Origin of the sequence: Chitinophaga niastensis, from assembly GCF_003014755.1 — a bacterium.
Lineage (GTDB): Bacteria > Bacteroidota > Bacteroidia > Chitinophagales > Chitinophagaceae > Chitinophaga > Chitinophaga niastensis.
Genome location: NZ_PYAW01000003.1, coordinates 541,203 through 553,846, shown reverse-complemented (window position 1 = coordinate 553,846; position 12,644 = coordinate 541,203). Strand labels below are relative to the sequence as shown.

The following is a 12,644-nucleotide window of genomic DNA, read 5'->3' as shown; positions in this document are numbered from 1 at the left end:
CAGCAAATGAATTAAGGGTAGTGTAAAAAAGCCGGGCAGGGAGTTAACCCAGCTGGAAATCAGCTGAAATTAAAAAGCCCTGTAACAAGCACTAAATGCACGTTACAGGGCTTTTTAATATAAAATTACGTATTATGCTTTTACACCCAGCTTTGCAGCCAGCCAGCTATCCTTTATAGGTAACAGCCATTTTGTATCCAGTTCCTGTTTGTTCAGCACGGTATTGTTGAGATAGATGGTGTTCTCATCAATATATCCTTTTTCCATTGCGTAGGACAGTTGTGCCATTGGCAGCAGCTGTATTTTATCTTTTACGATAAAGCCCAGCAGGAGGCGGTCGAACATATTTACCTCGTATTGTTTTTCGATGCTTTTGATGATACGTACGGAGCTGTCGGTGCTACAGCCGCTTACCGCTGTTTGCGATTCATCTGCTATCAGTACTATTACCTGGCCCATCACTACCTGGCCCCAACCCTTTACAGGTGTGCCATGCGCGTTCCACTGGGAGGTGAACTGATGCAACTGCTCGTTGATTTCTGTGGTCTCCTGTTCATTGAATGGTCTGTTGCTCTGGTATATCCAAACCCTGGAAGCCGGAGAGAAGCCTGTCGGGAAATTTATTGGTGTGTTCATGCTGCAAATTTACATAATTCGGATTACTTCATGCTGGAAGCAATCAATTCGGCAATATCCAGCACTTTTACGGTTTCTTCTTTGCCTACTTCTTTTACGCCATCAGTGAGCATAGTCATACAAAACGGGCAATTGGAAGCGATAACGGAAGCGCCGGTATCAACGGCTTCTTTGCCGCGTTCAAAGTTGATGCGGTTACTGCCTTTTTCTTCTTCCTTAAACATCTGCGCGCCACCGGCACCGCAACACAGGCCTTTGCTACGGCAGCGTTTCATTTCTACCAGCTCCGCGTCCAGTGTTTCCAGCACTTTACGGGGGGCTTCATAAATATTATTGGCACGACCCAGGTAACAGGAGTCGTGGTAGGTGATCTTTTTCCCTTTGAAGGTGCCATCTTCCTGCATTTTTATTTTGCCCTCATCTATCAGCGATTGCAGGAAAGTGGTATGATGGATGACCTCATAGTTGCCTCCCAATGCAGGATATTCGTTTTTCAGTGTATTAAAGCAATGTGGACAGGCAGTTACTATTTTTTTTACACCATACATATTTAACAGCTGTATGTTGTTTTGTGCCATCATCTGAAAAATAAATTCATTACCTGCTCTTCTTGCCGGATCGCCGGTGCAACTTTCTTCTTTGCCTAATATCGCAAACTGAATGCCTACCTTTTCCAGTATGGTGGCTAATGCTTTGGTGATTTTTTGCGCACGCTGATCAAAGCTGCCTGCACAGCCTACCCAAAAAAGTACTTCGGGGGTTTCTCCGCTTGCGGCATATTCTGCCATTGTTTTAATATGCATGCTGTATTTTTTATCTGCTGTAAATATCCTTTTTCTATCCATTCATTTCCGCTGCCCATTTATCGCGGTCGTCCATACTGAATTTCCAGGGGGCCATATTATTTTCAATGTTGCTGAACATGCCGGTCCATTCAGTCGGAGCGCTGGATTCTTCCATTACGAGGTGGCGGCGCAGCTGTACAATAATATCCAGTGGACTTATACTAACAGGGCACTCCTGTACACAGGCGTTGCAGGTAGTGCAGGCGCGTAGCTCTTCCTCTGTAATATAATTGCGTAACAGTGTTTTGTTATCATCTGTGAAGGTACCGTTGGCTTGTATGTTGCGGCCTACCTCTTCCAGGCGGTCGCGGGTATCCATCATGATCTTGCGGGGCGACAACACCTTGCCGGTAATATTAGCCGGACATGCAGCGCTGCAACGGCCGCACTCTGTGCAGCTATAAGCATCCAGCAGGTTTTTCCAGGTAAGATCCATTACATCTTTGGCGCCAAACTTAGGCACTACATCTGATACGGGCGCGTTGGCGGCCAGGTCCGGCTGTAGCATCAGCTGTACTTCATGTTGTACGGCCGGCATATTTTCCATTTCACCAACAGGTTCCAGTGTAGCATAATACGCATTGGGAAAGGCAAGTATAATATGGAGATGTTTGGAATAAGGAAGATAATTTAAGAATGACAGCACACCTACAATATGCAGCCACCAGCAGCTGCGCTCAAGCATTAGCAGGTTGGCATCAGACATACCGCTGAAGATAGGTGTAAGCATACCTGAAATCCAGAAATTGCCGGTAGTAATATAGTGTGGAGACCCCCTGAGCTGCATGGTCTGATCTGCGGTATCCATGGTGAGGAATAACAGCATCAAAGCTATTTCAGTGATCAGGATATAATTGGCATCTGAACGTGGCCAGCCATCCAGATCCTTGCTGATAAAGCGTTTTAATTTCAATATGTTTCTGCGTATAAGGAAGATGGCGCAACCAAGGGTAACCAGTACCGCCAACACTTCAAATAAGCCGATTAATATAGGATATAAGCTGCCTAATACGGGAACGAATAAACGATGTGTGCCTAATATACCATCCAGGATGATCTCCAGGATTTCCAGGTTAATGATCAGAAATCCGGCATATACGAAAAAGTGCAGTATTGCTACCAGTGGGTTACGGAACATCTTCTTCTGACCAAATGCCAGTAAGAGCACATTTTTCCACCGCCGGTCCGGATAATCACTCAGGTCTTTGTCCTGACCCAGCAGGATGTTTCTCCTGATCTGGCGTGCCTTTTTGGTGAACAGGTATACTGCCAGTCCAAAGAGGATTACAAATAACAACTCTTGTACGATTTGCATTATTTCAAATTTGACACCCTAATTTATGGCTTTTTTAGCTATCAGCCTTTAGCTGTTAGCTTTTAGTATGATGATTTTTTTACCAATGACTAAATGCTAAAAGCTAAAAGCTTATTTTTGCCCTCATGGAAAGCAGGAACATTATTCTAACACAGGATATCATTCAAAAGAAAATTGAACGCATCGCGTATGAAATTTATGAAATGAACAGCGATGGCACAGATATCATACTAGCGGGTATCTGGGACAGAGGTGTGATCATAGCGCATAAAATAGCGGCGATCCTGGAACAGATATCTCCCCTGAAAATCCATATCATAGAGCTTCGGCTGGATAAACAAAATCCGGGTGAAGTAATTGTATCTGAAAATATAGACTTCAATAATAAAGTAATAGTAGTGGTGGATGATGTGGCCAACTCCGGCCGCACCATGTTGTATGCGTTAAAACCGCTGCTGGCATATCTTCCTAAAAAAATTCAAACTGCTGTGCTGGTAGATCGCAAGCACAAATCCTTTCCGCTGTCAGTGGACTTCGTAGGTTATTCACTGGCTACTACTTTGCAGAATATGGTGTTGGTAGAAATGAATGGGGAGGAGATTGTATCTGCATATTTTGAATAACGAAGGTTGTCTGAACCAGGATTTTCAGGATTGAACGGATTACCGGGATGGGCGTTATATTGTTTTATTAAAGAGATATACGCGAATATCTCTGCTAAGATCTTCGGCATCCATCAGGGTAATCCATTCAATCCTTTAATCCTGGTTCAGACTAAAAATATAATGCGTGTAATTTCATATTGCCCTGGGAGTTAATCTCTATCGTTGGTGCAGGGAATTTCAGCATATTCAATACCTGGAATATTACTTTCACACCCTTTTTCCCAGTACGGATTTTTGTAAAATCTACATCCGGTGAGAGATAAAATTGCCGGATACGTTTTATATGACCGTAATCATGATCAATACCATTTTTATCGGTCCAGGTGTTATCCCTGCCACCTAACATGCCATCTGCACCATAACCCACGGCTATGTTCAGCCACTTGGGTAACCAGCTGTCTTTGTTAAAGGAGTGAAGATTAACAGACAACCAATATGTTTGTGCGTTATAATCTTTCAGTGTTCTGGCCCAATAGGAGGTTCCAAAAAGTTCGTTGGCTTTCCGCTGCAATACCGGATCATCAAAGGATTGCAGGTGAGAAGAAAATTTGACCTGGATACGTTGCTCGTTCCAGGCCAGTTCCTGGCTGATCAGCAGCGCAGAACCTACCGCATTGGCGCCCATATCGCCCCAGGAGAAGCCCCACTCAGAAGAATAGCCATCCAGTACTTCAATCACTGATTGAAAAGCAAGGCCGCTTAAACCACCGATCCATATTTGCTTTTTAGGTGGCAAACCAGACCAGCGCCACATTTCGCGACTATACTTGCCAATAAAATAAGCACTGAATATATGCCCGGCCTTATCCATCTGGTTCCATTCTCCCATATCATTAAAAAAATGGAAGCTTGACCTGGGATAACCTTTATACCAGGCTGTGTTGAGAACCGCCAGGGTGGAACCATACAAGGCCACCGTAGTGCCGCTGAGTATCCATACATGCGATTTGGTAGTAGTATCGGGAATAGAAAAGAAGGGCACTTTTTTTTGTGCCATGCTACAAATTGACTGCAGCAGGAAGGCCAGGGTAATCAGCGTTTTTCTCATGCGGGTGTATAAACAATACCGGGAATGCTGAAAGGAGGGTGTTTTGATCAAATCCTTTCGTTCAACATTCCCGGTTTATCTCATCTTATGCAGATGATCTGTTTTATTTCAGCTTCATATCCTGAATAATACCGTTTATTTTCTGATCCAGTTCAGCTGTTACTTTGTCGTAGTTGGCAACGCTATCCAGTGGCGCATTTACGCTGAAGTAAAATTTGATTTTGGGTTCAGTACCGGAAGGACGGGCAGATATTTTGCAGCCGTCTGCCAGTAAAAATTGCAGCACATTGGATTTAGGAAGGTCCAGCGCTTTTATGTTGCCGGTTTTGATATCCTTGATCTGCTGTAACTCATAATCGTACAGGGTTACCACAGGTACACCGTTAATTGTTGCCGGTGGGTTTTCACGATAGCCGCGCATCATCTCTGCAATTTCATCTGCACCTTTCATTCCCTTTTTAGTGATGGAGATCAGGCTTTCCTTGTAATAACCGTAACGGATGTAAATGCCGATCAGTTGTTCAAAGAGCGATTTGCCCTGGCTTCGTGCGTAGGCGGCCATTTCACAGATCATCGCCACAGATGAAATAGCATCTTTATCACGTACGTTGTTACCGATCATATAACCATAAGATTCCTCCCCGCCGCAGATAAAATTCTCCTGTGGTTCTTTACGGCGGATCATGTCGGCGATCCATTTAAAGCCGGTGAGTACATTATAGCAGTTAATATTGTTTTTAGCGGCAAATACATCTATCAGGTCGGAGGTAACTACTGTTTTGGCGATGTAGTCTTCCGGTTTGGCCAGCCCTTTAAGCTTGCGGCCTTCCACGATGTAGTTAAACAGCAATACGCCTGTTTGGTTACCATTCAACAGTATCCAATCTCCTTTGAGGTCTTTAACGGCAATGCCTACACGATCCGCGTCAGGGTCGGTACCCAGCAGGATGTCTGCATCCAGTTCTTTGGCTTTTTTAAGGCCCAGGCTCATGGCTTCTGACTCTTCCGGGTTAGGATATACTACAGTAGGGAAGTTGCCATCCGGTGTAGCCTGCTCCGTTACTATGTTAACGTTGGTAAAACCATATTGCTGCAGCACCTGCGGCACCTGTGTGATACCAGTACCGTGAATAGGGGTATATACTATTTTAAGATCGTGTTGTTGTTTGTTGATATCAGGATTGATGGAGAGGCTTACCAGCTCTTTCTGGTAGGCTTCATCTATTTCCTTGCCGATGAGGGTGATATTGGCTTCGCCGCCGCTCCACTTCACTTCATCCGGAGATGAGATGTTATCCACTTCGCGGATCACGTTAATGTCGTGAGGGGGAACCAGCTGTGCGCCGTCATTCCAATAGGCTTTATAACCATTGTATTCTTTAGGATTATGGGAAGCTGTGAGTACCACACCGCCATGGCATTGCAGGTGACGGATGGTAAAAGACAGTTCCGGCGTAGGACGCAGGCTTTCAAAAAGAAATACCCTGATGCCGTTGGCAGCAAATACGTTAGCTACCGTTTCAGCGAAGAAACGGGCATTATTGCGGCTGTCGTGGGCGATAGCCACTTTTACCTCACCGGTAAATGTTTTTTTGAGGTAATTGGCAAAGCCCTGGGTAGCCATTCCAACGGTATATTTATTCATGCGGTTGGTGCCCACACCCATTATGCCCCTGAGTCCGCCGGTACCAAATTCGAGATTACGGTAAAATGCGTCATTGAGTTCATCGGGATTGCCTTCCTGCATCTTCTTCAGCGTGGCAACGGTTTCAGCGTCAAAATTACCGTTGATCCATTGCGCTACTTTGTTTTGAATAGTAATATCCATGGTGTTTTTTTTGTGAGCCGTAATGCTCAAATGGATTGTAAAGTAAAAATAAAAAAATGAATGTGGGAAATTCGAAATCCTAAAAACATTGAAAATCGTCTGTAATGGTTAATTTTGCGGCTATGAGGCGGTATGAAGATACTTATAAACAAAAAGGATTACGCAAACAGCTAGTTGATAGTATCCGTCAGAAAGGCATTACTGATGAAAACGTACTGGCGGCTATCGGCAATATTCCCAGACATTTTTTCCTTGATACAGCTTTTGAGGGTATAGCTTACGATGACCGTGCCTTTCCTATCGGAGAAGGGCAAACCATTTCTCAGCCTTATACGGTGGCTTATCAAACGCAGCTGCTTGAAGTAAAACCTTATGAGAAAGTATTGGAAATAGGCACTGGCAGTGCCTATCAGGCCTGCGTACTGGCAGAACTGAAAGCCAATGTATTTACTATAGAACGACAACGGAAATTATTTGACCTGGTAAAATCTTTCCCTTTCAAATCTCAATATCATAATCTTCGTTTTTTTTATGGAGATGGTTATGAAGGATTATCTACTTACGCTCCCTTTGATAAGGTGCTGGTAACTGCTGCCGCGCCGCATATTCCCGAAAAGCTGCTCCAGCAGATGAAGATTGGCGGCAAAATGGTAATCCCCGTTGGCGGACATGAGGTGCAGCGTATGCTGCGGATTACTAAGGTGAGCGATACCGAGATGGAACAGGAATTATTCGATAACTTCTCTTTTGTGCCGATGCTGGCAGGGAAAAAGTGACGCGTGGGGCGGCCTTCGGCCGCTTAGATTATCTTTCTCCCGATTTTTCTGATTAACCGTGATTTTTCTGATTTTTTATATTGTATTAGTTGATTAGCGAAGATCGAAGCAGATGGTTATATGACATCCGCTTCGATCTTCGCTAATTAGTGATCTGCTTAAAAAAATCAGAAAAATCACGGTTAATCAGAAAAATCGGGAGAAAGATAATTTACCCGGCCGAAGGCCGGCCACCATATCAAAGCCTTCCTCCACCTTCTTTAGGCTTTTCCTCTTCATGCTTTTCTTCCTCTTCCTGTGGTTTCTTTTTCTTAAACAGGTTTGGATCCATTTTGCCAAAACGATAACGAATATTGAGGCGAATGAAGCGGGTAGTACGTTTGCGGTCGTAGTCCTGTATGAACGTAGCCGTTTCGTAATGAGAATTAAATTGTTGTGTATTCAGGATGTCAGAAATATTCAGGGCCACTACGAGTGCCTTGCTTTTCAGCAGTTCCTTACGAATGCCAAAGTCCATACCATTCATGGCTTTAAAGGTGCCCTGGGGCTGTATCCTGGGTGAACGGAAATGACCGCTCAGCTCTATACTAACTTTGCCGGGTAAACGAAATTGTGTGTTGCCGTTCAGGCCATAGCTGAAATTTTTATTGTTCACCGTGATGCTGGTGAGCTTATTGTATTCCAGGTTCAGGTTGGCCCATACTTTCCACCATTTTGTAATATTCAGACTGTAGGACACATTGCCACCAATATTTTGCTGGGTAGCCAGGTTCATGGGTTTAGTGGTAGTAATACCGCTGATAGTATCCAATGTACTGATGCGGTCAATGTTATCATTGGTTTGTGCATAGTAAGTACTGATACTCATGTAATTATTGGATTTGGGATAATATTCGGAATAACTTATCTCAAACTTATGCGACAATGCCGGCTGCAGTTCAGGGTTTCCGATGCGTATATTTTGCGGATCGGAGTTGTTGATGTAGGGCAGCAGCTGATCAAAATTTGGCCGGTCTATTCGGGTAGAATAGTTAAATACCAGGCTCTGGTTCTGATTTTTTGGCATGTTGTATTTAAAAAACACACTCGGAAAGAGATTGAAGAAACGGTTATTTACCGTGGTATCCCTGGTAACAGCGTAGCCTTTGAGGTGCGACTGCTCCGCACGTACACCTACCTGGTAACCCAGATTGCCAATGGCATTGGCATAGTTGATGTATCCGGCATAAATATCTTCTTCATAATTATATTGGTTGGATAAGGCATGACTTACCACATAATCTTTTACATTCCAATCATATATCAACGCGGTATAGTTGTTATCGATATGACGCATCGTGCCTTTCACACCCGCTTCCAGCTTACCTTTTTGACCAATGGGAGAGGTGTAGTCCGATTGCATATTCCAGAAACGGTTGCCATTAATGCCGGTATTATTTTGTTTGTTGGCATTAGGTAAGGTGTCTACGCCTATGGTGTGGTATTGTGTATTGTAATCGCTGTAGTTGTTACTTTTATTGCCACTGTAGCTGATGTAAGCTGTCAGCTCCTGGTTGGGTTTATCAAAAGTGTGTTTATAATTAAGGTTGGTATTGTTGTTATTACTGTTGTTATGGCTGTTGTTGGTACGTTGACCATTACGTAATGGTTGATACGCTTCATCCAGGTAATTAAGGAAGATGTGATCTTCGTTACGGTTTGTGTTATAATTCACACCTTCTGAGATGGTGAAGGTATTGTGGTCATCCATAAAATAGTCGAAGCCCCAACGCCCGCCGTTGTTGACATTATGGTTCTCGTTTTTGCTCGCCTGAGAGAAAAATTGTGTATGGCTGCTGTCCGCTACCAGGTTCTGGCGGTAGCTGTAGCCGCTACCATTGACGGCTTCATAGCGACCGTTATAATTACCAAAGAAGTTGAATCGTTTCATACGTAAGCTGGCATTGGCGCTACCAAAGCCTTCTCCACGGGTAGCTCCGCCAACATTAAACATTACATTATAACCAATGGCTTTATCCTTTTTCAGTACGATGTTGATGATGCCGCCACTGCCCTGTGCTTCAAACTTGGCGGAGGGATTGTTGATCACTTCCACGCGGTCAATGCTTTCGGCCGGAATCATTTGCAGGGCTGTTTTTGCATCTCCAAAAGGGGAGGGTTTGCCATCTACATAAATGGTAACGCTTTTACCGCGCAGGGTGATGTTGTCATCTATGTCCACATCTACACTGGGAATATTTTTTAGTATATCCGTGCCCGTACCACCTTCTGCGTTGATCATATTGCCGGCGTCAAATACCTGCCGGTCGATCTGCATGGAAAAAGATGGTTTTTCTGCTTTGATCTCCACGGCGTTCAATACTTTGCCGGCAGGCTGCAGGCGCAGGGTTCCGGCGAGTGTATTTTTGCCTTCCACCACTCTTATTGCTTTCTCGAGTTTTTCATATCCCATGAAAGTGATACGCAATATATAAATACCCGGTGTGATATTATTTAATGAAAAACCACCTGCAGGGGAAGTGTAGGCGCCTGTTACCATGGAAGAATCTGCCTGTCGCAGCAGTACCACCGATGCGTATTCCACCGGTTTGCCGGTGGTGATGTCCGCTACTTTACCGGATACTTTCAGTGCTGCCGTAATTGGCGTTTGTGCGTTAACGTTATATGTAATAACGAACGGCAGGAATAGTAATAATATAAAATTTCGCATGCGTGGATTTAGCAACTATAGCAATTGTCAGAGATACACGTAAAAGTAACAGGCGGTTGTTTAAACGTTAACGAATTATGATGAGTGGTACATAAAAAAACATGGCCGGCAGAGCACTTGAGCGCTACTTACCGGCCTGTGGTTTGCATTCACCGACTTTAATATGTTTAGAAACTTTGCATCTGGTCGCCCATTTGCGTATCGTTGTTCTGGTCTTTCTTTTTCTTTTTAAACAGTGCGGTATCAAACTTACCGAAGCGGTAGCTGAAGTTGAGTTTGAGGATACGGGATTCGCGTTTGCGGATATAGTCCTGCGCAAACGCTGGTGATGCCTGGTTCAGCTCATATTGACGGGTATTAAATATATCCGATAAGCTAAGCGTAAGTGAAGCTGCCTTGTTTTTGAGGAAGTCTTTTCTTACTGCCAGATCTACTGTGCTGAAGCCTTTGATCGTACCCTGTGCGGAAGACGGAATCTGGTTAAACCCGCCACCACCACCACCGCGCCCGCCACCACCACTGCCGCTTGATGCAGGCAGGGCAATAGTAGGTGCCTGGTAAGTGGCATTTACCTGCACGGTAAAATTAGCAGGTAACTTTGTTTCGGAATTTATTTTACCAAACCAGCTAAAGCCGCTGTTATCGAAGTTCTGACCATTTGCATTTACCTTCATATCTGTTTGATACAGGTTCACGTTGGTGGTCAGATCCCAGCCTTTTACGATCTGATTTTTCATGGTCAGCTCTGCGCCATAGGAATTGCTTCTGTTGGCATTGATAAATTGTGTGAGCAGCGTATCAGCGCCTATGGGCGTACTGATGGTAGAGATCATATTGTTGGTATTCCTGAAATAAACGCTGCCGAGGAAGTTACTGTTAGTCCAGTTTTTCACATAGGAAAACTCCAGGCTGTTAGTGTATTCCGGTTTCAGATTAGGATTCCCTTCGCGTTGATTTTGCGGATCACTGTAGTCGCGGTAAGGAATTAACTGGAAGAAGCTGGGCCTGTTTACTCTACGGGAATAATTTAATTGCAGCTCCTGGTCTTTTTTCAGCTTTTGTGATAAGAACAGGCTGGGGTATAGGCCTGGAACAGCTTTGGTAGGTTTGTATTTTACACCTTCATTTTCACCGGCGTATACATATTGTTCTACTCTCAAACCTGCCTGATAGCCAAAATTACCAATGGTATTGGCAAAATTGGCGTACCCAGCATAAATTTCTTCGTTGTATTTGTAGTTGTTGGATAACAAGGGATTGTTGATATACTCACCGGTGATGGTGTCTTTATCATACACATTGTATAAGCTGGTATAGTTACGTAAGGTGGCTTTGGCACCCAGTTCCAGCTTACCGTTCTTGCCAACCGGATTAGTGTAATCCGTTTGGATGGTCATGAAAGTTGTTTTACCGCTGGTGGTATTATTTTGCATTAAGGCTTGTCCGATTGGCGCGCCCATTGCGTTTTGTGCCTGTGTGATATAATCTCCACTGCGGCCATTGCTGCTGCTGTTATAGTTCATATCCGCCGTCCATTCCTTATTGGGCTTGGCATATGTATGCCTGAAACTCAGCAGGGTAGTGTAGTTGCGGAAGTTAAAATTATTATCATTGATACGATTGCTTTGGCCGGTAGCATGATGGTCTTTGTCTGAGAAGATGCTGGAAAGATTTTCATGACTTTTGAAATCGCCGCCTACTATATTTTGTGCCAGGGAAATGGTATTGCGATTGTCCAGTGTATAATCCAGGCCAAAGCGCCCAAACTGAAACAGTGGTTTGCTTGTGCTGTTACTGTTTTGCAGCAGGTAGTTGGTATCGCTGACAGCGCCTTTGCTGCGGTAGTTGCTGCGGTTGGTACTTCCATCGGCCCAGTTATGGTTGGAGTTGATATTGTAGTTGGCAAATACATTGAATTTACCCTGGCGTATGTTGATGTTAGCACCACCGTTGTATTTGTTGCCAGTGCCTATGCCTGCATTCACTGCGCCATTGAAGCCGGCTTTCCGGTTTTTCTTCAGCACAATATTGAGGATACCTGACATGCCTTCTGCATCATATTTAGCAGAAGGATTGGTAATGAGTTCCACACTTTCAATAGCATCTGCCGGAATCTGGTCCAGCGTTAGGGTAGATGGTTTTCCATCTACAAAAATATTAGGCGCCGCATTACGAACGGTTACATTTCCATCCAGGTCTATGTTTACGGAAGGTATGCTTTTCAGTACATCCTGTGCGGTACCACCTACGCTGGTAAGGTTTCTGTCTACGTTAAATATTTTTTTATCAATGCCCATGGTGAACGCGCTTTTCTGCCCGGTCACTTCCACGCTTTGCAGTGTTTTTATGTTTTGCTGCATTTTGATATTACCCAGATCCTGTTCCATCGTTTGCCCGGTGATGGTCACTTTTTTCTGCATGCTGGTATATCCCATGAAGTTGATCCGCAAAATCAGCGGGCCAAAGGGTAGGTTTTCGAGGCTGAAATCGCCATTGGCTTTAGTGAGCATGCCGGTTACCAGGGAAGAATCGCGTAGTTTAAGTAAGGTGACGGATCCGTATTCAATGGGCTTCCCGGTTTTTGCATCGATGAGTTTACCATACAAATGGCCGATCTGCGGCATATTGGGCCTTGCCTGTTGCCCTTGTCCCTGCTGTTGCTGTGGCGCTTTTGCTTTAGGCGTCTGCGCAAAAGTGTGCGCCTGCCACAACAACAAACCAGTAATTACCGCATAGCATTTTTTCATCCTTATCGTTTTTTATCCGGACTTTCTTATCAGATAAGGACAAATGTATCGGGGTATCGGTATGGATGGTTTGA

The 12,644-nt window shown here is 44.3% G+C and carries 9 protein-coding genes; 2 read left to right on the top strand and 7 right to left on the bottom strand.

The genetic code is table 11. From position 1 onward, the window contains the following. Positions 1 to 132: 132 nt before the first annotated feature. The 3 genes from CLV51_RS16865 to CLV51_RS16855 are packed head-to-tail and all read right to left on the bottom strand — an operon-like array spanning position 133 to position 2,796. A complete protein-coding gene (locus tag CLV51_RS16865) occupies positions 133 to 636 on the bottom strand; it encodes a hypothetical protein (protein ID WP_106529226.1) in 504 nt (167 codons plus the stop codon). A gap of 23 nt (positions 637 to 659) precedes the next feature. Further along, a complete protein-coding gene (locus CLV51_RS16860; RefSeq protein WP_106529622.1) occupies positions 660 to 1,439 on the bottom strand; it encodes a (Fe-S)-binding protein in 780 nt (259 codons plus the stop codon). A 34-nt stretch (positions 1,440 to 1,473) separates the two neighbouring features. Next, a complete protein-coding gene (locus CLV51_RS16855; RefSeq protein WP_106529225.1) occupies positions 1,474 to 2,796 on the bottom strand; it encodes a 4Fe-4S dicluster domain-containing protein in 1,323 nt (440 codons plus the stop codon). A 125-nt stretch (positions 2,797 to 2,921) separates the two neighbouring features. Here CLV51_RS16855 and CLV51_RS16850 point away from each other — a divergent pair, with 125 nt between their 5' ends. Continuing rightward, positions 2,922 to 3,419 (top strand): phosphoribosyltransferase family protein, encoded by a 498-nt coding sequence (locus tag CLV51_RS16850; protein ID WP_106529224.1) that lies wholly within the window; start codon positions 2,922 to 2,924, stop codon positions 3,417 to 3,419. A 151-nt stretch (positions 3,420 to 3,570) separates the two neighbouring features. On the opposite strand, the gene CLV51_RS16845 is transcribed toward CLV51_RS16850, so the two are convergent. Both CLV51_RS16845 and CLV51_RS16840 read right to left on the bottom strand, forming a co-directional pair. Then, positions 3,571 to 4,509 carry a DUF2279 domain-containing protein gene (locus tag CLV51_RS16845; RefSeq protein WP_106529223.1) on the bottom strand — a complete coding sequence of 313 codons (939 nt, stop codon included), beginning with the start codon at positions 4,507 to 4,509 and terminating at the stop codon, positions 3,571 to 3,573. Positions 4,510 to 4,612: 103 nt separating this feature from the next. Further along, positions 4,613 to 6,337 (bottom strand): phospho-sugar mutase, encoded by a 1,725-nt coding sequence (locus CLV51_RS16840; protein ID WP_106529222.1) that lies wholly within the window; start codon positions 6,335 to 6,337, stop codon positions 4,613 to 4,615. Between the two features lie 122 nt (positions 6,338 to 6,459). Here CLV51_RS16840 and CLV51_RS16835 point away from each other — a divergent pair, with 122 nt between their 5' ends. Next, positions 6,460 to 7,113 carry a protein-L-isoaspartate(D-aspartate) O-methyltransferase gene (locus CLV51_RS16835; protein ID WP_106529621.1) on the top strand — a complete coding sequence of 218 codons (654 nt, stop codon included), beginning with the start codon at positions 6,460 to 6,462 and terminating at the stop codon, positions 7,111 to 7,113. A gap of 238 nt (positions 7,114 to 7,351) precedes the next feature. Here CLV51_RS16835 and CLV51_RS16830 read toward each other — a convergent pair whose 3' ends face one another. Together CLV51_RS16830 and CLV51_RS16825 are read right to left on the bottom strand one after the other, a co-directional pair. Further along, entirely contained in the window at positions 7,352 to 9,823 is a 2,472-nt protein-coding gene (locus tag CLV51_RS16830) for a TonB-dependent receptor (protein WP_106529221.1), read from the bottom strand. Positions 9,824 to 9,990: 167 nt separating this feature from the next. Then, the gene (locus CLV51_RS16825) at positions 9,991 to 12,570 is read right to left on the bottom strand and encodes a TonB-dependent receptor (protein WP_106529220.1); all 2,580 of its coding nucleotides are present in this window, start codon (positions 12,568 to 12,570) and stop codon (positions 9,991 to 9,993) included. Positions 12,571 to 12,644: the final 74 nt, after the last annotated feature.

Coding starts and splice junctions, on each gene's coding strand:
- CLV51_RS16845 (WP_106529223.1), bottom strand. CDS start 4,509: ATGAGAAAAACGCTGATTACCCTGGCCTTCCTGCTGCAGTCAATTTGT.
- CLV51_RS16850 (WP_106529224.1), top strand. CDS start 2,922: ATGGAAAGCAGGAACATTATTCTAACACAGGATATCATTCAAAAGAAA.
- CLV51_RS16855 (WP_106529225.1), bottom strand. CDS start 2,796: ATGCAAATCGTACAAGAGTTGTTATTTGTAATCCTCTTTGGACTGGCA.
- CLV51_RS16840 (WP_106529222.1), bottom strand. CDS start 6,337: ATGGATATTACTATTCAAAACAAAGTAGCGCAATGGATCAACGGTAAT.
- CLV51_RS16825 (WP_106529220.1), bottom strand. CDS start 12,570: ATGAAAAAATGCTATGCGGTAATTACTGGTTTGTTGTTGTGGCAGGCG.
- CLV51_RS16835 (WP_106529621.1), top strand. CDS start 6,460: ATGAGGCGGTATGAAGATACTTATAAACAAAAAGGATTACGCAAACAG.
- CLV51_RS16860 (WP_106529622.1), bottom strand. CDS start 1,439: ATGCATATTAAAACAATGGCAGAATATGCCGCAAGCGGAGAAACCCCC.
- CLV51_RS16830 (WP_106529221.1), bottom strand. CDS start 9,823: ATGCGAAATTTTATATTATTACTATTCCTGCCGTTCGTTATTACATAT.
- CLV51_RS16865 (WP_106529226.1), bottom strand. CDS start 636: ATGAACACACCAATAAATTTCCCGACAGGCTTCTCTCCGGCTTCCAGG.